Origin of the sequence: Rhizobium sp. BR 362, assembly GCF_036528765.1 — a bacterium.
Classification (GTDB): domain Bacteria; phylum Pseudomonadota; class Alphaproteobacteria; order Rhizobiales; family Rhizobiaceae; genus Rhizobium.
The window spans coordinates 1-18,953 of the sequence record NZ_JARWGH010000057.1 but is presented as its reverse complement, the minus strand read 5'-3'; the positions used below and the strand labels follow the sequence as shown (position 1 = coordinate 18,953).

The window sequence follows — 18,953 nt, the reverse complement described above, 5'->3', positions numbered from 1 at the left end:
CTGGTCGCGCTGACCAGCACATCGGCGCTCCGCTTCACGGCGGGGCGCCTCTTCCACACCAGTGGAATTATGCGGAGCAGAAGCCGCCGCTATCGTCGAGAAATCCAGCCTTCAGCGATCAGCACTCCGCATAATCACACTCTCAGCATAATCGACGTTTTGCGGTGCACCGCAAAACGTCGAGCTGGGCGCGGCCTGGCAGAAGCGCTCGGAGCAGGACCGCGACTACCTCTCGGTCAAGCTCGACGATCCGAGCTTCCCCGCCCCGATCTACGCAACGCTCACCGAGGTCGAAGGCGAGGACGGCTACCAGCTGATCTGGTCCCGCCCCAACCGGGACTGAGACCCGGACAAGGCCCCGCCGAAAGGCGGGGTCAAAACCGGTGACAGAGACAAGCCTGCGGCAGGCATCGAGCCTGCCGCMGGCTTTTTCGGTGCGATACGGAGAGGGACAATTGTCTGCTCAGATCGGGGTATCGTGTCGGGAGAAAATGTCGGCGTCGAAGGACGCGCGGTTCCCCCCAATTTTGCCTCCGCTTCGTACCTGCGCTCCAACAAAATCGGCTCCCCCACGCGCCGGCTCCGMCGGTCGCTGCCGCGCTCCTTGACCCCGTCATCTCCTCCCGCCCCGCGGTCTCGTCTTTCACGAACTCAAGGAGATTAGACGATGACGATCGAACAGCACATCGAGGAACTGCGGGCCGAGTTGAGGAACGCCTGCGATGCCGTCGAGCGGCGCCAGGTCGAAGCGGAGCTTCAGCTCGCCCAGGCTGATCTGGCCGTGGCGCTTGCCGAACAGGACGGCATCATCGAAGCCGAGCCGCCTTTCTGAGGCGGCTTTTCTGCGGCACGTCGAGCCGGTTCGCCGGATTGACCGGCTTATCGGCTGTCGGGGGTTTCACCCCTCGACACTCCCGCCGGCTCCCGCCGGATACGGTCGCGGCCCCTTCTGGCCCGCGGGTCTCTTCTCTCTCTGACGTCCCATTTTACTCCAGCAAATCCGGCGTCAAGAACGGCGCGGTCTCCCCCAATTTTTCCGTCGCTGCGCTACCCGAAAAATCGGCTCCCCCGCTTGCAAGTCGCGTTCCGCGCTCCTTGACCCCTCTTTGCCACGGAGTGGCCGATCTCCGTCATCAAGATGAAGGAGATCACATCATGACCACGGATCAGAACCTTATGCTCCACACGAAGCTTTCCGGTTTCCGGCTCGTCGTGCTTGCAAACCGCTTCGGCTGCGATACCACGTTTTCACGAGCGCTTCATGACCGCCTGATCGAAGGGCTCGATGCGGCTCACGCTCGCCTCCGCACCATCATGGCATTGGAACGGAGCGTTCTTGCCGGCGACGACGACTATGCCGCCTATCGGCTCGCAGGCGAGAACGAGATGTTCGAGCGTTTCACCATCAACTTGCAGGATGAGCTCGAGATCGATTTCGACACGCACGAATACCGCATCAACGGTGGCGGTTGGACCAATGCTTTGTCGGCGGATTGCGACGGCGTCGATATCGATTATCCAAGGCTGGTCGCGATGTGCGAGACCGAACTGGGTTCCTTGGCAGCGATCGTCAGGGATATCCGCCAGGAAACAGGCATCGTCATTCATGCGGCCCGTGTCGTCTACACAACGTACGAAAGCTCCTGAGGCGGCTTTTGCGATTTCCGCGGACGGCGAGAGCGGCTGCGTGAGGGCATTGGCAAGCTTTCGATCGCAGCGAGCGCGACCAGTTCAACGTCTCCTTGTCGACAAGCTGTCATCTCTCATCGGGGATATTGCAGCCCGTCCGTCCGGCCGCAACCTGGCGCCGCCGGAATTTTCCCCGCCGCATTCTGCGGCTCCTCGCGCGTCAAAATTCAGGCGCCGCCAGATCCTCCACATCCGTTTCGGCCTTGCAAGGTGCAACCCTGCTTCCCGGTCTGCTGTCGATCCCCGCAATGACGCAATCGACAAGGAGATCCATCATGCAACAGCTCGCTCAATTCCTCGCCGCCACCGGCCGCCAACTCCGCGCCCTCGGCAAGGTGATCAGCCACTTCTTCCGCAAGGGCAAGCTCGCATTGAAGCTTGCGATCAAGATCCCGTTCTTCGTTGACATCGAAGTGTCGTTCGAGACCGATTGGAACCTGCGCCGATGAGGCGCCTTACGGCCCGCTTCGGCGGGCCGTTCTCATTGTGCCACTGAGGCGCGCGGACGATAGCCGCGCTTGCGCTTTCGTCGGAGCAGATCGAGGAACAGGTCTACAGCTTCCTCTTCCCGACCGAAATGATGGATCATCATCTGTCCCTTGCTTCCGATGCGGCCCCATTTGCGCAGGAGACAGACGTCCCCGAACAGGTTCGGCTCGATTGACATGGCATAATAGCGCGCCATGTTCTTCGCTACATCGGTGCGTTCGACATAAAGATGGTAGGGTTGCGCGATCATGAGGGTAGAATCGCCGACCCCGGGAAACGCGTCCAACGACACTTATGAATCGGTCGGCGCTGATCGATTCACGACGGTGATGATAAGCGAGGGGACGAGACAGGCTTGGTGCGAGACGCCTTCGGCGCACGGCTCTACTCGCTCACGCTCCCCGAACCCGCCGGGCGGTTTCGGCCATCCGGCAACGATCCTCTCGCGGGTCCTCAGCCGCACCATCCATGTCTGGCACCGTCCCAGCGCCTGGCGAGGCCCTCATCGACAAGTCTGTCCCCGATCGAGTGCCCGGATCGTGTTACGGTCCGGAGCTTGCGACCATACTTGTCTTCATCGCGCAAGCCAGCGGAAAGCGAGAAGTTGCCGGCATTCAGCAGCGCCAGCAGGCGTGCCTTCGCCGCCTCGCCCTTGATGCGTTCCGCTTCGCAGCGCGGCGGGCTGAGTTCCGGCGTGTCGATATCCGCGATGCGGATTTTCTGGCCCTCGAACCAGAAGGTATCGCCGTCGACGACGCAGTTCATGCGCGCGCTCTCGCGCAAAACGCAAACGCGGCCGCCAATCTATCTGCCGCCGGCGTTCTGGCCAAAGCGAGTACGCCAGAGAGATCGCCGCCGCCGAAGGCAAACCAGCCTCCAGCAGCAACAATGATGGCTGAGATCAACGCCATCAGCGATGTGCGCGGACCTTTCTGTCCGGACTGGGGTGACTTTCCCCGCAGGCGATATCGATCATTCCTACTGCCGGACTTCCGCGGCCTTCTTAACGGAACCACATTCGATTTCGCCACTTGCCCGTCCTCTTCTGTTTGCCTCAAGCTATCTCGGACCTGGTTTCATCTGCGTTTACGGCCCGACCTGAAGTCGGGCCGGCAGGATGGTGTGCGCAGGCGGGGCGCAGTCGGTCCCGCCTCCCCTTCGGGTTACTCAAGTTGAGGCTCCTGCGGCTGCGCTGTTTCCCGCCCCTCGCACGACGAGAATTCCCGAAATCCCGCCCGTTGGGCGGCCGCTATGCTGATTTCTCCGATACTCTTCATTATGCTCGATCGGCCTTGCTCGTTGCACTGCGCGCCGGCTCGATCGGATGCGCGTCGGGCCTGCCTTTGAGCTGGTGAAACTTGTTCGTCCCGACGCACCTCTTCATATCCTCTCGCCGGAACCAGATGGCACGGCCGCATCTCAGCGGTGCGTTCCCCGCCGTGAAGACGATCTGCTCGTCGGCACGCATGCGCAGGACCTCATGAGGCTGGATCAGAGGTCTGGCGGCCAGTTGCTTCGATCGTGTGCGAGACGATCCCCTCGCCTGAGAACTGCGGCTGACCTGGTCGATCTCGACCGTCGTCATGCCGCAACGGCGCGAGATGTAATCGGCGGTTTCGGGATCGTTGATGGCGGCAAAGGAAATCCAGCTCGCGCTTTCGAACCATTTGCTTGCCGCGTCGCGACCGCCATAGGTCTCGCGCATCTGGCCGATCGACTGGTAGATCATGAGGAGCGTGATGCCGTATTTCCGACCGGCGTCGCGGGCTGTCTCAAGGATGCGCATGTAGCCGAGGCGCGCGACCTCATCGAGGAGAAAGAGAGTCCTGCCCTCCATTTGCCCATTGCGGTTATAAATCGCGTTCAGGAACGAGCCGATGATGACGCGCGCCAGGCCCGAATGCGTTTCCAGCGTCTTGAGATCGACATTGATGAAGATGTCGGTCTTTCCCTCTCCAAGATCTTGCGTCGTAAAGCTCGTACCCGAGACCAGGGCGGCGTAGTTCGGATAGGACAACCAATGTGTTTCCTTGACCGCGTTGGCGTAGACGCCGGAAAAGGTCTCGGGCGTCATGTTGACGAAAGCCGCGACATTTTCCTTCACGAAGTCCGAGTCTGAGTTGTCGTAGATCGACTGCAGCCGCTCCCGCAGTTTCGGCTCCGGCTCGGAGAGGTTCTTGCGCACCTGCCGAAGCGTCTGGTCGTTCTCCGGCGTGTGGCCGGAGAGGCAAACATCGGCAATCAGCGCTGTCAGCAGCTGCAAGGCCGAGGCGCGGAAGAAATCATCACGAACGCCGCGCGCGCCGCCGCTATCGCTCATGATCCAGGAGGCGACCGAGGCGATATCCTCCTCTTTCGTTCCGCCGAACCGGCCGATCCAGTCGAGCGCGTTGAAGCCGATCTCCGAGCGCTTCGGATCGAGGACAAAGACATCTCGGTCGGCGTCGCCACGGTGCTTCGACACCATCGGAGCGACCTCATTCGACGGGTCGAGGACGACGAGCGCCCCGCCCCATTTGAGCGCCGTCGGGATCGTGACCGATGTCGTCTTGAAGCCGCCGGAGCCGGCGAAGACGATGCCGTGCGACGAGCCGAACGAGCCGTCGAAGCAGAGCAGTGGTGAGGTCCCGCCTGCTCCCCACGTCTCGGCGCTGTCGGCGCGAAACGCGTATGCCGCGACGCTGTCCCTATCGACCCGGTAGCGCTCGCCGATGACCATGCCGCCATCCGCGTCAAACAGCTTTTCGGCTTGCGACAGCTTCATCCAGTCGGCCTCGCCGTGCAGAGCCCGCTTGCCGTAAATGCGTTTCGGCTCGGACCTGGCGAAAGCGGCGTTGCCGGCGATCGCCACCCGCATGCCGAACAACACKGACATCAGCACGGCGGCCGCGCCGATCGTCGTTGCGGGATCGAGATAGTTCAGGATCGACTTGCCGGCCGGCACCTCGCCCCGGAACGCGGAGAGCCGTATCGTCTCACGCAGGATCGCGACGACGAGCGTGGCGATCGCGCCCGTGAAAACGCCCCAACCGGCTGACCTAATCCTGGCTGAGCCGGCCACCGCAAACAGGAAGACGATGCCGACGAGGGAGGCGACGACATAGGGCAGAGCGATGCCCGCCCGGCCGAGCATCTGTTTTGCGGCATCGCTCTTGCCGAAGGCGGAAAGCCAGTGTTCGACCCCCGCCATGCCGACTGCCGTCAGCATCATCAATGCGCAGGGTGCGACGTATAGAACGATTCTATTCATCGCTCTCTCCGAACGCCGCAGCACCAATCGCGGTGAGCCGAAGGCGCTCCTGCTGATCTCCCTTCAGCCGGCCGGCGGCATCGATGAGAAGCCCGAGCAGCAGCGCCCGCTTCTCGTAGCGAAACCCGGCCTTGACGATGAGGCCGCCAAGCTCGATCTTTTCCCGCGTGTCCTTCTTGCGGGCGTCGGAAGTCGCCGTGCGCGCCATCCGCTCAAGCCTCAGCAGTCCCGCCCGCAGTCGCGCCAGCCGCGTCCTGCGTGGACGATGCGCTGCTTTCGCCGGCGCTACCCACCTTCTTCCCTCCGGTTGCAGCGACCTTTCCTCCGCGAAACCGCTTCGCCAGGTCCTCGAAGGCTGCCTGCAGCGTTGTCTCATCGACTTCGATTTCGCCGAGACCTGCCTTGAGCGCGATCCGGCCGATGCGCTCAGCCTCCCGGGTCTCGGCCGCCTTGAGTTGCTCTTGGAGCTTGGCGATTTCGTCGCGGATTTTCGAGGATGGCTTCTTCATGTGCTGATGACTCCTGGGTGAGAAAGCTTTGTCTTGCGAGGCCMGTCTTCCCGATCGACGCGCGGAACGCACTAGGCGGATCATGCAATCGCCAGCGGCGATGCTTTGGTGAATGATCCCGGCCGTTCCGAAGGAGCGGATCCGAAGGGCGCAATTATACGTCGCTGCCGCGACGCCCTGCTTTTAGGCCCTGGCGGGGCCTGCCGCTCCCGACGAACCCGTTGATATTGTTCGCAACCGGGAAAGAACTCCGCCGTGGCCGTCCCCCATTTCTCCGTCAGCGTCGTCGCCCGCGGCTCCGGCCGCAGCGCGGTGCTGTCGGCGGCCTACCGGCACTGCTCCAAGATGGAGTATGAGCGCGAGGCGCGGACGATCGACTACACCCGCAAGCAGGGTTTGCTCCACGAAGAGTTCGTCATCCCCGCCGATGCGCCGGAATGGCTGCGCGCGATGATTGCGGATCGATCGGTGGGCGGCGCCTCGGAAGCGTTCTGGAACAAGGTCGAAGATTTCGAGAAACGCTCCGACGCCCAGCTCGCCAAGGATGTGACGATCGCCTTGCCGATCGAGTTGACGCCCGAGCAGAACATTGCGCTGGTGCGGGATTTCGTCGAGCAGCACATCACGGCGAAGGGCATGGTCGCGGACTGGGTCTATCACGACGCACCGGGCAATCCGCATGTCCATCTCATGACGACGTTGCGGCCACTGACTGCGGATGGGTTTGGCGCTAAGAAGGTCCCGGTAACGGGGCCAGACGGCAATTCGATCCGCAACGATGCCGGCAAGATCGTCTATGAGCTCTGGGCCGGAAGCATCGACGATTTCAACCTGTTTCGGGACGGATGGTTTGCCTGCCAGAACCGGCACCTGGCCCTTGCGGGTCTCGACATCCGCGTCGATGGCCGCTCCTTCGAGAAGCAGGGAATTGACCTGGAACCGACCATCCATCTCGGCGTCGGCACGAAGGCGATCGAACGAAAATCCGATGGTGCGTCCGAGCCGGTCGAGCTCGAGCGTCTCGAACTGCAGGAGGCGAGGCGGAGCGAAAATGTCAGGCGGATCGACAGGAATCCTGAGCTCGTGCTTGCCCTGATCATGCGGGAGAAGAGCGTCTTTGACGAACGGGACGTGGCTAAAATCCTGCACCGTTACGTCGACGACGCGGTGCTGTTCCAAAGCCTGATGGTGAGGATCTTGCTCTGCCCCGAAACCTTCCGCATCGAGCGCGAGCGGATCGACCTTGCCAGCGGCATCCGAGTGCCGGCCAAATACACGACGCGCGACATGATCCGGCTCGAAGCCGAGATGGCCAATCGCGCCGTCTGGCTGTCTCAGCGATCGTCGCATGGCGTTCGCGAGGCAGTGCTGGCGGCGACATTCGAGCGCCATGAGCGTCTTTCGGATGAGCAGAAAACGGCGATCGAACATGTGGCGGGACCTGAGCGGATCGCCGCCGTGATCGGCCGTGCCGGCGCCGGCAAGACGACGATGATGAAGGCGGCACGCGAGGCATGGGAAGCGGCCGGCTATCACGTCGTCGGCGGCGCACTTGCCGGCAAGGCGGCCGAGGGCCTGGAGAAGGAAGCGGGCATCATCTCGCGCACGCTTGCGTCATGGGAGCTGCGCTGGAACCAAGGGCGGGATCAGCTCGATAGCAAGACGGTTTTCGTTCTCGACGAGGCCGGCATGGTGTCATCTCGGCAGATGGCGCTGTTCGTCGAAGCGGTGACGAAGACTGGCGCCAAGCTCGTTCTCGTCGGCGATCCCGAGCAGCTTCAACCGATCGAGGCAGGTGCCGCCTTTCGCGCCATTGCCGATCGCATCGGCTATGCCGAACTCGAAACCATCTACCGCCAGCGCCAGCAATGGATGCGTGACGCTTCGCTTGATCTAGCACGCGGTAAGGTCGGCAAGGCGGTCGACGCCTATCGCGCCAATGGCAGGGTCATCGGAGCGGATCTCAAAGCCGACGCTGTCGACAACCTCATCGCTGCGTGGGACCACGACTACGATCCGGCGAAGACGTCGCTGATCCTCGCTCATCTGCGCCGTGACGTCCGCATGCTCAACCAGATGGCGCGGATCAAACTCATCGAACGTGGGGTTCTCGATCAGGGAAACATGTTCAAGACCGCTGATGGCGAACGCAACTTCGCCGTCGGCGACCAGATCGTGTTCCTGAAGAACGAGGGATCGCTCGGCGTAAAGAACGGCATGCTGGCCAAGGTCGTGGAAGTAGGACCGGGGCGCATCACCGCGCTGATCGGTGATGGGGAGAATGCCCGCCACGTGCTGGTCGAAGATCGCTTCTACAACAACCTCGACCACGGCTATGCCACGACGATCCACAAGAGCCAGGGTGCGACGGTCGACCAGGTCAAGGTGCTCGCTTCCCTTTCGCTCGACCGCCATCTCACCTATGTCGCCATGACCCGTCATCGCGAGGATTTGGCCGTCTACTACGGCCGCAGATCCTTCGCGAGGAACGGCGGGCTGATCCCAATCCTGTCGCGAAGGAATGCGAAGGAAACGACGCTCGATTACGAGAAGAGCGCCTTCTACCGCCAAGCGCTTCAGTTTGCCGAAGCCCGCGGTCTCAATTTCGTCAATGTCGCCCGCACCCTGGTTCGCGACCGGCTGGAATGGGTCGTCAGTCAGAAGCAAAAACTTGCCAATCTCGGTCTCCGCCTTGCCGCCGTCGCCGGCAAGCTCGGACTCGTCCGCGGCGCCGCGCAGTCCCCAACCCAAAACAGCACCAAGGAGGCAAAGCCGATGGTCTCGGGCATCACAAGCTTCGCCAGATCGTTCGACCAGGCGATAGAGGACAAGGTCGCAGCCGATCCGGGATTGAAGAAGCAATGGGAGGAGGTCTCGACCCGCTTCCACCTCGTCTACGCCCAGCCGGAAAGCGCGTTCAAGGCCGTCAATGTCGACGCGATGCTGAAGGACGAGACCGTTGCGAAATCCACGATAGCCAAGATCGGATCGCAGCCCGAAAGCTTCGGCGCGCTGAAGGGCAAGAACGGGATTCTCGCCAGCCACGCCGACAAGCAGGAGCGAGAAAAGGCTCAAACGAATGCGCCGGCCCTGGCCCGCAACCTTGAGCGCTACCTGCGTCAGCGGGCGGAGGCGGAACGCAAATTCGAGGTCGAAGAACGCGCTGTCCGTCTGAAGGTCTCGATCGATATTCCCGCGCTGTCGCCAAACGCAAAACAAACGTTGGAACGCGTTCGCGATGCGATCGACCGGAACGACCTGCCCGCCGGCCTCGAATATGCGCTCGCCGACAAAATGGTGAAGGCGGAACTGGAGGGTTTCGCAAAGGCTGTCTCGGAGCGTTTCGGCGAGCGAACTTTCCTGTCACTCGCTGCGAAGGACCCCAACGGGCAGACGTTCAATGCCGTCACTCCGGGAATGACAGCCGGACAGAAAGCGGAGGTGCGAGCGGCGTGGAATTCGATGCGGACGGTGCAGCAGCTCGCCGCGCATGAGCGCACGACCGAGGCGCTGAAGCAGGCGGAGACGCTGCGCCAGACGAAGAGCCAGGGGCTCTCGCTCAAATGAAGACACTCGTATTTGCGTTTGGGACGCGACGCGGTCAAAGGACCCATGCTGTCCTGCTCCTGGCCCTGGCGGCATCCATCGTTGGGGGCGGTGTTGCTACGGCAATCGTCGGCGGTTTGCGCATCAACCTGACACCGAGCGAACCCCTCGGCCTCTGGCGCATCGTGGCGCTCGATCGCCCTGTGTCTCCTGGCGACCTCATCTTCATTTGCCCCCCGCAAACGACAGCTATGCGGGAGGCAAGGGAGCGTGGCTATCTCCGCGCCGGCACCTGCCCGGGCGGCGTTGCGCCGCTCATCAAGACGGTCGTCGCCGTTGCCGGGCAGCATGTCGAAATCGACGCCGACGTGACGATCGATGGACGCCGGATCGCTTTTTCCGAATTGGCTGAACGGGACGGCAACGGCCGGCCAATGACGTCCTATCCCGGCGGGGTCGTGCCTGACGAAAGCGTCTTTCTCCACTCAACGTTCCGGAGCTCCTATGACTCCCGCTATTTCGGCCCTCTGCCCGCCTCAGGAATCCTCGGCCTGGCGCAACCGGTGCTCACCTGTGCGCCGTGAGCACCTCCAGCCAGGCGCATTGATTGCCGTTTCAGTCATCGCCGGAGTGGTGGGATGGAGTGGCCACGTCCTGCTTCTTCCGGCCGCGTTCGCGTTTCCGGTTCTCTGGGCGCATGCACGAACGAGGCTGACGGCAGCAATGATCTCGGCTGGCTACTTCCTCGCCGCATCCCATGGATTGCCACAGGGCGTTGCCACCTTCTATTCCTCGGACCTCTGGCCGGGACTACTGCTTTGGCTCTGTGCTTCCGTCGGCTTCATCATCGTGCACACCGTCCTCTGGACAAAGAGGACGGGTGTTCGTCCGTGCCACTATCTCCTGGCGGCGGCTCTGATGGCCATTCCGCCATTCGGCATAACCGGATGGGCGCATCCGATCACCGCGGCGGGCGTGCTCTTTCCGGGATGGGGATGGTGGGGACTGGTTGCCGCGACAGCCGGCCTCGTGGGCCTCGTAACCCGCATGTGGCCAGCTGTCGCGATTGTCGTGGCAGGCTTTTGGATCGGGTCCGCCGCAACCTGGGACGAACCGAAACTAGCTGAATCGTGGCAGGGGGTCGACCTTGAAATGGGCGCATTGCTCGGCCGTGACTCCAGCATCGAGCGTCATCGTGATCTGATTGCCACGGTGAAGGATCGGGCATCGGGGGGCGCACGCACGATTGTTCTTCCTGAAAGCTCGCTGGGCTTCTGGACGCTCACCGTCGAACGGTTCTGGGTGCAAGCTCTGCGGGGAACTGACGTCACCGTCATCGCCGGCGCGGCCGTCATCGATGCGGGCGGATACGATAATGTTCTGGTCGCTATCTCCACCAAGGGCGCGCGGACCCTCTATCGCGAACGCATGCCGGTGCCGGGTTCGATGTGGCAGCCGTGGCGCGCGTTGCTCTCTCAGAGCGGCGGTGCGCGGGCACATGTCTTCGAAAATCCTGTCGCGACTGCCGCTGGCCATCGGATAGCGCCACTGATCTGCTACGAGCAACTGATCGTCTGGCCGGTCCTGCACTCCATGCTCGAGGATCCCGACCTCATTGTCGCTGCCGGCAATGGCTGGTGGACGCAAGGGACATCCATCGTCGCCATTCAGCGCGCGAGCGCCCAAGCCTGGGCGCGCCTCTTTGCCAAGCCAATTGTCTTTTCCTTCAACACCTGATTGCCCAAGGAGACGTCATGCTCGACGCGGCCCTCATCCAAAAATGCGCTGACCCTTCATTGAAAGCCGCGATCGTCGAACAGTTCGTGGCAGCTGCAGGCTCCAACGATCTATTGGCCGTCACCGTCAAATCCGGTGGCCGCTTGATCCTCGTTCCGAAGGCGAAAACATCGGACGAGGCGATGGCGATCGTCCGGCAGTATGTCGGTCAGGCGGTGGTTCGCGTCGGCCTGACCCAGTTTCCCGCCGGCGTTGGGATCAAGGATGTCGCCGATCTGAAGCCCGACCTGCTCGACAGTTGCGAAAACCTTCGCAAGGGGACGGCGATGTTCGCGAAAGTCTTGCGCATCGTCGCCAAATGGTATGGCAATCCGAAAAGCGATGAGGTTTTCCCGCAAATATTCGAGGACGCTGTCTATGCCTGGAAGACCGGGGAATTCGAGGGCGTGAGCGTTTTCCAGGCGCCCGATCCAGGGGGCTCAGTCGTCAATCAGCGTGAGCCGATCGACAGCGGTGGAACTGATGACGCACCACACGACGCTTCCCTGCCGACCGACGCCGAACCTCAAGATGAGAGGGAAGTTGGCGCAGCGGGGATGCGGATCGATCTTTCGCGTATCGGTGGGCAAAAGTAGCTGCACAGCTTCGTCCGGGATGATCGGCGCGATCGATGCCTGGCGTTGCGGATCTATCGAAGGCGAGCCGGCGACCGGGAAAAATGCTTCATGCTCGCCCACCGGCTCTGCCCTTCCTATATCTTTCCTAACGATTGCATGATCATATCAAAGGGCGTATCGCCTGCTTCGAACAGAGGAAAACGGTGCCCAAGGTCAATCCATCGATCCTGCGTTGGGCTCGCGAAACCGCGGGGCTCACTCTCGAGGATGCCGCTGAAAAAGTCGGTCTTGGCGAGGCTCGCGGACTAGCGGGCAGCGATCGCCTGGCCATGCTCGAAACCGGGGACAGCGAGCCGACACGGCCGATGCTCTTGAAAATGGCGGCGCAATATCGCCGGCCCCTATTGACGTTCTATTTGGCAGAGCCACCGGCGGTGGCCGCGCGCGGCGAAGATTTTCGAACCCTGCCGGCTGAGTTCGCAAAGCGCGATGCGGCGTTGGTCGACACACTGCTGCGTGAAGTCCGCGCGCGTCAGGAAATGGTCAGGGCCGTGCTCGAAACCGAGGACGAGGCAACCCCGCTTGATTTCGTCGGGTCGTTTGATCAAAGCCAGGGCGCCGAGGCATTGGCGAGCGCCATTCGGACGCGCCTTGTGTTCGAACTGAAGACGTACCGGCATGGAAGCGGCCGCGGAACGCCCAAGGGTTTCGCCTATCTTCGCGAGCGGGCCGAGGCGGCCGGCATTTTCGTGCTTCTTATCGGCAACCTTGGCAGTCATCACAGCACCCTGAATGTCGAACTCTTCAGGGGCTTCGCGTTCGCCGATCCTGTCGCGCCTTTCGTCGTGATCAACGATCAGGACAGCGAGCAGGCGTGGTCATTCACGCTTCTGCACGAGCTTGCGCATATCTGGCTCGGTCGGACCGGTGTCAGCGGGGGACGGCCGGCAAGCGCGATCGAGACGTTCTGCAATGATGTTGCCGGGCGCATCCTGCTGCCCTCGGCAGAGATCGCCCAGGAGCCTTCGCTCGTTGGGGCGTCGCAGGAACAGGTAATAGCGCGGGTTTCCGCAATCGCGGATGCTCGGCAGGTCAGCCACTCCATGGTGGCCTACAAGCTCTATCGCGAAGGCATCATCGACCAGGAAACATGGTCAGCGGTAACCACGCTATTCCGCCAGCAGTGGCTGAGGAACCGAGCCGCGCAACGCGATCGTGCGAGGGAAAACGAGGGAGGTCCAAGTTACTATACGGTCAAACGCCATAAGCTCGGCAATCGGCTCGTCGAACTCTCCAGGCGAATGCTGGCGGAGGGTGCCTTGTCGCCTTCAAAGGCCGCCGCGATCCTCGGTGTCAAAGCCAGCAACGTCTATTCCCTTACCGATAGCGCGGCTTAAGGAGAAGCCGTGCATCTCCTCGACGCAAACGTTCTGATCACCGCCCATAATCTGTACTACCCGATCGGCCGGTTTCCGGAATTCTGGGATTGGTTGGTCCATATGGGCGAGGCCGGCGAGATCAAAGTTCCCGTGGAGATCCTCGAAGAAATCACCGAGGGCTCGGAAATCGGTCGCTGGCTGAGCGAAGCTGACAACTACGGTGTTCTGCGGCTGGATGAAGATGTCGACCCGGCCTTGGTGCAGGCTGTTATCGAGAAATACGCTACCGATCTGAACGACGCTGAGGTCATCGAGATCGGGCGAGATCCGTTTTTGATCGCCTATGCGATGGCGCTGTCCGACGATCGAATCGTGGTGACGGTCGAGGCTTCGAAGCCAAGCGCAAAGCGCGCAAATCGCCGCATCCCCGACGTCTGCAAGGATCTCGGTGTCAGGTGGTGCAACAGTTTCGAAATGATGTCGGCCCTGAACTTCACGACGGGTTGGCGATCCCGAATCTGACGTTGGCGTTCGAATTGTCAGCCCGTATTTGTCTCCGTCAGGAATTCTCTTGGATCGACAGCCAGCGCTTGGGAGATCTGGCCAAGGACCGTGATCGTTGCAGACATCTCGGCGCGCTCAATGGCACCGATATGGCGCGCGCTTAGGCCTGTGCGATGGGCCAATTCTTCCTGCGTCAGTTTCTGGCCATGGCGGATACGACGCAAATTCCTAGCCATGACCTCGTTGAGATCCATGACATCAGCGGAACCAGAATCGGAATTATTGTTCTAGGAACTATAGTTCCGATTCGACAAAGCCTGTGATATTGCCGGTGGTCGGATGTTTACTCTTCCAAGAGGATCGTCTGACATAGGAGCCAAGAGGCGCGCGCGAATACGGCGCAGTCGTGCCAATCCATCGATCTGGGAAGGAAAAGAAATGCAAGATGCGGGTTCCTCGCAAGCCGGAGGAGACCAGAAGAAATCTCGATACAATTTGATGGACAAGGCGGAATTGGAGACGCTGACAGTGGCCGCCATTCGCGAACATCGCCGTCTGCTCGCCGCCGATCAGGCGGTCTACGAGGAGTGGATACGCGCAAGCGAGGATCCTACGATCGCCAGTTCGGTTCTGGAGACCCTTCAGGAGGAGCATTTTGCGCGCCAGAAAAGGGCCGCAGCTCAGCAGGATGAGCTTTCGGATATGCTCGACGCACTCGGCTTCGTGCCGGAAGTACCGGTCGATGACGATGTCAGCTAGCTGGGAGGCAGCAAACCCCGATCCTTGGCGATCGCCACAAGATGCGGAACCGACTCGGCGCCGAGCTTGCCACGCGCCTTATCGAGATGGTGCTGCACAGTCCGGAAAGCGATGCCGACCAAATTGGCGGTTGTAAGCGTACTCTTTCCTTTTGCCGCCCAGATCAAGCAGTCCATTTCACGCGGCGACAGCGCCTGCTTTGGATTGAGCGTGGTCTTGCCGCCGATCATCTTCAAGCGATAATGGATCATCATCACCAATTGCACAGCCTTTTTCGGGTCAAAAGCGACCGGCAGTTCCACATTCCTTTCGGAGGATGCGAAGGTCAGCATCATCGATGTTCCGTAGCTGCCTTCCACGGGAATGGTCATGCCACAACGGATTCCGTGCTCGATCGATTCATTGCGAAACTTTCTGAGCTCAGATGAGCCGCGCGGTCTCCAATCGTCCGCCGTCCAGAAGAAGATATCGCCTTTTCGTTTTGCCTGCGTCACCACGGGATCGATATTGGAGTAATCGGCCGAGAGATAGGTGCGTTCCCATGGCTTTGGGTAGGTGTTGAAGGTCTTGATCTGGGCGCCTTCCTTTTGAAGATAGGCAAACCGCTCGTAGCCGCAGGCCTCTGCGAAGCGCTTCATGGCACCTTTGATCGTAAGCTCGTCCTGCGCAGCTTCCAACATGTCGACGAGCGAGCGAAATTCTCCATCCACCAGCGTTTCTCCTGTCTTATCGACCTGTAGGTCGGTCATGATCTGGCACATCGAGACACTCGAACAGGCCTCGCCGCCCAGCGGCCAAGCCATAGCCACAATCAGCCACAGGCATCTCGACGCAACCCACGGTGCCAGAGCAGCGCGGAGCAGTCCCTCTAGCCGTGTACGCCTAGCACTACCTGTGAAAAGACAAGTTTCAAGTCCCCTTGAACTAAAAAGATGACAAAGACAGGAAAGTTATTGCGGAATTGCAATGTTGCACCGGCATGCGCGGCATGCCAGCGGCTGAAATGGCGTCGGACGATGTTCGTCAGTTTCTGCTGTAGGTCGACGGAAATATAATATCCTGGTCCACGAGCACGTTGAACTTGTAGCCGGGGCGGATCTGGATGGTCGGCTGCACATTCAGGTTCTTTGAAATGGTCTGCTCGGCGACCCTGCCGAACGATTCCGCAAAGTTGCGGCGGGCCGCGTCCGATGCAGTCTCCTGCGTTGCAAGCGTCGAGCTTTGCGGCATCGACATGTCGATCCCGGTTCCGATCAGTGCGATCAGCGCAGCAGAACTCCACGTGCGCCAGAGATGCCGATCGACCTTGTCCTTGAAGCCGCCATAGCCTTCGGCATCCGTACCGGCCATGCCGCCGATCTGCAGGGTTGAGCCATTCGGGAAAATGAGATCGGTCCACACGACAAGGACGCGTTCCTGGCCGAACGAGACCTTGGAATCGTAACGGCCGAACAGTTTTGCCCCCTGCGGGATCAGCAGCCGGTAACCGGTGGCGCTGTCATAGACGTTCTGACTGACCTGCGCGGTGATCCGTCCGGGAAGGTCGGAGTTCAGGCCGGTGATCAGGGTGGCGGGAATGACGGAGCCGCGCTTGAGCTCATAGGCTGACATTTGCGGCACCACCCGGTTCGGCAAATAGCCAAGGTCCTTGATGTCCTGGTTGAAGAAATCTTCCTTTGATGTCTGAGCGTTGGGATCGACATTCTGCCCCATCAGACCGGACTTCATGGCAGCGGCGTATAGGTCCGAGGCGCTATTGGCAGTCGTCGCCCGCCGGTCGGTCTCTCTGGAGGCGTTGGCTGCCTTGTCGATGTCGGAAATATCCACCTTCAACGGCGAGTCCAACGCTGTCGCCCGCGCCTGGAGCCGGGCCATGCGCTGCCGTTGCGCTTCACGGATATACTGTTCGTCCTGCTCCCGTTTCAGGCGTGCCTTCCATTCCGCTTCCGATTCAAGTCTAGGGCGCCGCTCCTCTCGCTGGGTGGGTGTGCGATCAACAACGGCGGTTTCCTTCGCGACTTTCTGTTCGACGGCGGGCGTCGGCTGGAACACTTCGCGTTGTTCCGGATCGCCGATGATGCCGTCGGTGACACCACGCTTGAGCTGGTCGCCGAAGTTGGTTGCGGGAGCATTCGAGGCGCTGTCGAGATCGTTGTTCCGATTGAAGGGGAGACCGCGCCATGACAGCCCGATGACGACGACGCCGACAAATAGCGCAACGATGATGATGGCGACGATGATTGGCAGACGGTTCAGACGGCGCATACCCTTCTGATCGTCGGCCTGGCTGGAGGTGCCCAGCTGCAGAGATTGGACCATGCTCGCCTCCTCTCAATTGCGCTGCATGATCGAGAGGGGGCTTGCCGGCACGGCACCCCCGGTCGTTGCGGTGTAGGCGCGGCCAAGGGCGATCGAGGGCGTCGACAGTCTTGCAAGAACCTGGCCGTCGACGTCGTCGAGCGAATAGGCGAGTTCGACGGGTTTGACGTCCTTGCCAACCTTGCCATCGGTTACGACCGTATAGCCCCAACCCTTCAGCGCAGCCTCGAGCGCTGTTGCAAAGTCTGATGAGTCCTTCTCCATCTTGATGGTCGTCGTGCCCGCGGGACCGACCTGCTCGGCAAGCCGGCTTGCCATGTCGCCGGCAATTGCACTTGCCGCCGAACCTGTGAGGGTGGTCGGCGTCGAACCGGTGGTCAGCCCGTCCTCAGCCGTTTGGCAGCCCGTAAGTACAAAAGCGATCGTGATCGCAACAACAAGGTTTCGCATTGGTCAGCCTCCCCGCCGGATGGTGATCTTCTGCTGGCGCCAGCCGACACCGGAGACGAGGATTGCTTTGTCGACCGCGTAGTCGACGATCATCAAGTCGTTCTTCATTCGATAGTTTACGATGCGATTCTGGCCACCGCTGACGACGAAAAGAACCGGCGCATCCTGGCTCGAGACCGATTTCGAGAACTGGATGTAGGTCTTGGCGCCGTCCGAATAGACGCGCTTCGGTTTCCAGGGCGCGCTGCCACTGATGGAGTAAGAAAAGTTCAGCTTGTCGGGCGCGGTTCCAGGAATGCCGCCGGTCTCCAGCCGTGAGTTGATATCGGCAAGCTTGGTCGAGACATCCTCCGGATATTCGAAGCCGACGCGGGCCATGTACTGGCTCGGATGCGATTTCAGTTGGATGTGATAGGTGCGCCGCGAGGTCGTGACGACCATTGACGTGACGAGACCCGCCTCCGACGGCTTGACGATCAGATGGATCGCCTGGCCGCCGGTGGCGCCGGAGGTCGCGGGCTCGACTTTCCAACGCACCGTGTCTCCAACCAAAACGTCCCGGACGATCTCGCCGCCCTGGAGTTCGATATCGCAGACTTGCAGCGGTGAGCAGACGACCGATGGCTGCGTCTCCCCGAATAGGAAAATGACCTTGCCATCGGGGCCGGTTGTCACCAGTCCCGATGTGCCACGCCATTTCCTGGAAATGTTCGTCCCCTTCACCTCATTGTTCGACATGCTCTGTGCTTGCGCACCGCTCACGAAGACGAGTCCGGCCAGGCAGCCGGCCGCGATCAATCCTGTTCTGTGCATTGAGTGAATCCCCTGCCTTAAAGCTGTGCTGTCCAGTCGAAATCCCGGACATAGAGGCCGATCGGATTGAGGCGGATGGTCGCCTCATCCTGCGGTGCGGTAAGCGTCACCGTTGCGATGCCGCGAAACCGGCGCGTGCCTATTTCCTTGCCCTTGCGGTCGCGTTCGTATTCGGTCCAGTCGATCTGATAGGTCTGGTTCGAGAGCGCCACGATATTGTTGACCTCGATCGCAACGGTCGAAGACTTCGCCTTTTCGAACGGCGAGTTACCGCGGAACCAGGCGTTGATCTTCTCGGTCGAGGGATCCGATGTTCGAAGGAGTGCGTAGGTTCGATCGATATACTGCTTCTGCACCACTGCATCCGGCGTGATCGAACGGAAGCTGGTTACGAAGTTTCCGAGCGTCGCGCGTACTACCCGAACATCGGCATATTCAATCTGTTGCGGGTAACCAGACGTCACCGCGGTCCCGAGTTTGTCGACCTCGACGATATAGGGAACCAGCTTGACCTGGGTGCTGAGATACATCGCATATGCGAATCCAATCACGGCCATGGTCAAACCGAGGATGCCGACGATGCGCCAAGCGGCGGCGGACTGCACATAGGAACCGTATCGCTCATTCCATTCCTGGCGCGCGGCAAGATAGGGGTTTTCGGGGGCGCGGTTCGCTGCCATCGATCGATCACTTTCTGATTGCTGTTAGGGTCCGGACTCACTACAGCCACCAGATGACGGCTGCGGCGAGAGCGACGGCACCCATGAAGTTTTTGATGTTGCGATCGAAGCGGGTGGAGAGGCGACGCCAATCCTTGAGACGGCAGAACATGCGCTCGATGACGTTGCGCTGCTTGTAAACGGCGCGGTCGTACTCGTACTGGACCTTGCGG

General features: G+C 61.0%; 21 protein-coding genes and 2 pseudogenes. 11 read left to right on the top strand and 12 right to left on the bottom strand.

The genetic code is table 11. The features are described from left to right. Window positions 1-175 precede the first annotated feature (175 nt). The 4 genes and pseudogenes from QDY28_RS29720 to QDY28_RS29705 form a co-directional block, all read left to right on the top strand. Window positions 176-343: pseudogene (locus QDY28_RS29720) on the top strand (DUF736 domain-containing protein); the annotation flags it as partial. 324 nt (window positions 344-667) lie between these two features. Then, window positions 668-832: a hypothetical protein gene (locus tag QDY28_RS29715; RefSeq protein WP_167669584.1), complete on the top strand. Its 165-nt coding sequence runs from the start codon at window positions 668-670 to the stop codon at window positions 830-832. 323 nt (window positions 833-1,155) lie between these two features. After that, on the top strand, window positions 1,156-1,647 hold the full coding sequence (locus tag QDY28_RS29710; protein WP_015341941.1) for a hypothetical protein: 492 nt from the start codon (window positions 1,156-1,158) through the stop codon (window positions 1,645-1,647). A 317-nt stretch (window positions 1,648-1,964) separates the two neighbouring features. Continuing rightward, window positions 1,965-2,138 carry a hypothetical protein gene (locus QDY28_RS29705; RefSeq protein WP_167540210.1) on the top strand — a complete coding sequence of 58 codons (174 nt, stop codon included), beginning with the start codon at window positions 1,965-1,967 and terminating at the stop codon, window positions 2,136-2,138. Between the two features lie 32 nt (window positions 2,139-2,170). On the opposite strand, the gene QDY28_RS29700 is transcribed toward QDY28_RS29705, so the two are convergent. From QDY28_RS29700 to traC, 5 genes and pseudogenes are all read right to left on the bottom strand, one after another. Beyond that, entirely contained in the window at window positions 2,171-2,428 is a 258-nt protein-coding gene (locus QDY28_RS29700; RefSeq protein WP_015341943.1) for a WGR domain-containing protein, read from the bottom strand. 203 nt (window positions 2,429-2,631) lie between these two features. Continuing rightward, a pseudogene (locus QDY28_RS29695) lies at window positions 2,632-3,071 on the bottom strand (thermonuclease family protein). Between the two features lie 383 nt (window positions 3,072-3,454). After that, complete coding sequence (traG, locus tag QDY28_RS29690; protein ID WP_028753563.1) at window positions 3,455-5,428, bottom strand: Ti-type conjugative transfer system protein TraG; 1,974 nt, start codon at window positions 5,426-5,428, stop codon at window positions 3,455-3,457. Further along, complete coding sequence (gene traD, locus QDY28_RS29685; protein ID WP_028753562.1) at window positions 5,421-5,636, bottom strand: type IV conjugative transfer system coupling protein TraD; 216 nt, start codon at window positions 5,634-5,636, stop codon at window positions 5,421-5,423. Before traD ends, traG begins: the two co-directional genes overlap by 8 nt. Window positions 5,637-5,640: 4 nt before the next feature. Beyond that, entirely contained in the window at window positions 5,641-5,937 is a 297-nt protein-coding gene (traC, locus tag QDY28_RS29680; protein WP_028753561.1) for a conjugal transfer protein TraC, read from the bottom strand. A gap of 255 nt (window positions 5,938-6,192) precedes the next feature. On the opposite strand from traC, the gene traA reads away from it, so the two are divergent. From traA to QDY28_RS29650, 6 genes are all read left to right on the top strand, one after another. Then, on the top strand, window positions 6,193-9,504 hold the full coding sequence (gene traA / locus QDY28_RS29675) for a Ti-type conjugative transfer relaxase TraA (RefSeq protein WP_028753560.1): 3,312 nt from the start codon (window positions 6,193-6,195) through the stop codon (window positions 9,502-9,504). Continuing rightward, a complete protein-coding gene (gene traF, locus QDY28_RS29670; RefSeq protein ID WP_028753559.1) occupies window positions 9,501-10,067 on the top strand; it encodes a conjugative transfer signal peptidase TraF in 567 nt (188 codons plus the stop codon). Before traA ends, traF begins: the two co-directional genes overlap by 4 nt. Then, window positions 10,057-11,220, top strand: a complete 1,164-nt coding sequence (locus QDY28_RS29665; protein ID WP_028753558.1) for a conjugal transfer protein TraB — start codon at window positions 10,057-10,059, stop codon at window positions 11,218-11,220. The genes traF and QDY28_RS29665 overlap by 11 nt, the downstream gene beginning before the upstream one ends. Before the next feature lie 17 nt (window positions 11,221-11,237). Beyond that, entirely contained in the window at window positions 11,238-11,855 is a 618-nt protein-coding gene (locus QDY28_RS29660; RefSeq protein WP_331384775.1) for a TraH family protein, read from the top strand. 185 nt (window positions 11,856-12,040) lie between these two features. Next, window positions 12,041-13,234: an XRE family transcriptional regulator gene (locus QDY28_RS29655; RefSeq protein ID WP_028753556.1), complete on the top strand. Its 1,194-nt coding sequence runs from the start codon at window positions 12,041-12,043 to the stop codon at window positions 13,232-13,234. Between the two features lie 9 nt (window positions 13,235-13,243). Continuing rightward, window positions 13,244-13,738 (top strand): DUF4411 family protein, encoded by a 495-nt coding sequence (locus QDY28_RS29650; RefSeq protein ID WP_028753555.1) that lies wholly within the window; start codon window positions 13,244-13,246, stop codon window positions 13,736-13,738. A 17-nt stretch (window positions 13,739-13,755) separates the two neighbouring features. On the opposite strand, the gene QDY28_RS29645 is transcribed toward QDY28_RS29650, so the two are convergent. After that, window positions 13,756-13,974, bottom strand: a complete 219-nt coding sequence (locus QDY28_RS29645) for a helix-turn-helix domain-containing protein (protein ID WP_028753554.1) — start codon at window positions 13,972-13,974, stop codon at window positions 13,756-13,758. A gap of 184 nt (window positions 13,975-14,158) precedes the next feature. On the opposite strand from QDY28_RS29645, the gene QDY28_RS29640 reads away from it, so the two are divergent. After that, window positions 14,159-14,479: a transcriptional repressor TraM gene (locus tag QDY28_RS29640; protein ID WP_028753553.1), complete on the top strand. Its 321-nt coding sequence runs from the start codon at window positions 14,159-14,161 to the stop codon at window positions 14,477-14,479. On the opposite strand, the gene QDY28_RS29635 is transcribed toward QDY28_RS29640, so the two are convergent. The 6 genes from QDY28_RS29635 to QDY28_RS29610 all read right to left on the bottom strand — a co-directional run. Further along, entirely contained in the window at window positions 14,476-15,189 is a 714-nt protein-coding gene (locus QDY28_RS29635) for an autoinducer binding domain-containing protein (RefSeq protein WP_028753552.1), read from the bottom strand. The genes QDY28_RS29640 and QDY28_RS29635 overlap by 4 nt on opposite strands. 313 nt (window positions 15,190-15,502) lie before the next feature. Next, window positions 15,503-16,798: an IncP-type conjugal transfer protein TrbI gene (gene trbI, locus QDY28_RS29630; RefSeq protein WP_028753551.1), complete on the bottom strand. Its 1,296-nt coding sequence runs from the start codon at window positions 16,796-16,798 to the stop codon at window positions 15,503-15,505. Window positions 16,799-16,810: 12 nt separating this feature from the next. Further along, on the bottom strand, window positions 16,811-17,248 hold the full coding sequence (gene trbH / locus QDY28_RS29625; protein WP_028753550.1) for a conjugal transfer protein TrbH: 438 nt from the start codon (window positions 17,246-17,248) through the stop codon (window positions 16,811-16,813). Window positions 17,249-17,251: 3 nt separating this feature from the next. Continuing rightward, a complete protein-coding gene (gene trbG, locus QDY28_RS29620) occupies window positions 17,252-18,061 on the bottom strand; it encodes a P-type conjugative transfer protein TrbG (protein ID WP_028753549.1) in 810 nt (269 codons plus the stop codon). Between the two features lie 17 nt (window positions 18,062-18,078). After that, a complete protein-coding gene (locus tag QDY28_RS29615) occupies window positions 18,079-18,741 on the bottom strand; it encodes a conjugal transfer protein TrbF (RefSeq protein ID WP_028753548.1) in 663 nt (220 codons plus the stop codon). Window positions 18,742-18,781: 40 nt separating this feature from the next. Continuing rightward, window positions 18,782-18,953, bottom strand: a 172-nt coding sequence (locus QDY28_RS29610; RefSeq protein WP_331384776.1) for a transposase, incomplete at its 5' end; no start/stop codon positions are given.

Bases quoted from the DNA above. Each gene is read 5' to 3' on its own strand.
- QDY28_RS29715 (WP_167669584.1), top strand. From the start codon at position 668: ATGACGATCGAACAGCACATCGAGGAACTGCGGGCCGAGTTGAGGAAC.
- QDY28_RS29710 (WP_015341941.1), top strand. From the start codon at position 1,156: ATGACCACGGATCAGAACCTTATGCTCCACACGAAGCTTTCCGGTTTC.
- QDY28_RS29705 (WP_167540210.1), top strand. From the start codon at position 1,965: ATGCAACAGCTCGCTCAATTCCTCGCCGCCACCGGCCGCCAACTCCGC.
- QDY28_RS29700 (WP_015341943.1), bottom strand. From the start codon at position 2,428: ATGATCGCGCAACCCTACCATCTTTATGTCGAACGCACCGATGTAGCG.
- traD (WP_028753562.1), bottom strand. From the start codon at position 5,636: ATGGCGCGCACGGCGACTTCCGACGCCCGCAAGAAGGACACGCGGGAA.
- traC (WP_028753561.1), bottom strand. From the start codon at position 5,937: ATGAAGAAGCCATCCTCGAAAATCCGCGACGAAATCGCCAAGCTCCAA.
- traF (WP_028753559.1), top strand. From the start codon at position 9,501: ATGAAGACACTCGTATTTGCGTTTGGGACGCGACGCGGTCAAAGGACC.
- QDY28_RS29660 (WP_331384775.1), top strand. From the start codon at position 11,238: ATGCTCGACGCGGCCCTCATCCAAAAATGCGCTGACCCTTCATTGAAA.
- QDY28_RS29645 (WP_028753554.1), bottom strand. From the start codon at position 13,974: ATGGATCTCAACGAGGTCATGGCTAGGAATTTGCGTCGTATCCGCCAT.
- QDY28_RS29640 (WP_028753553.1), top strand. From the start codon at position 14,159: ATGCAAGATGCGGGTTCCTCGCAAGCCGGAGGAGACCAGAAGAAATCT.
- trbI (WP_028753551.1), bottom strand. From the start codon at position 16,798: ATGGTCCAATCTCTGCAGCTGGGCACCTCCAGCCAGGCCGACGATCAG.
- trbH (WP_028753550.1), bottom strand. From the start codon at position 17,248: ATGCGAAACCTTGTTGTTGCGATCACGATCGCTTTTGTACTTACGGGC.
- trbG (WP_028753549.1), bottom strand. From the start codon at position 18,061: ATGCACAGAACAGGATTGATCGCGGCCGGCTGCCTGGCCGGACTCGTC.
- QDY28_RS29615 (WP_028753548.1), bottom strand. From the start codon at position 18,741: ATGGCAGCGAACCGCGCCCCCGAAAACCCCTATCTTGCCGCGCGCCAG.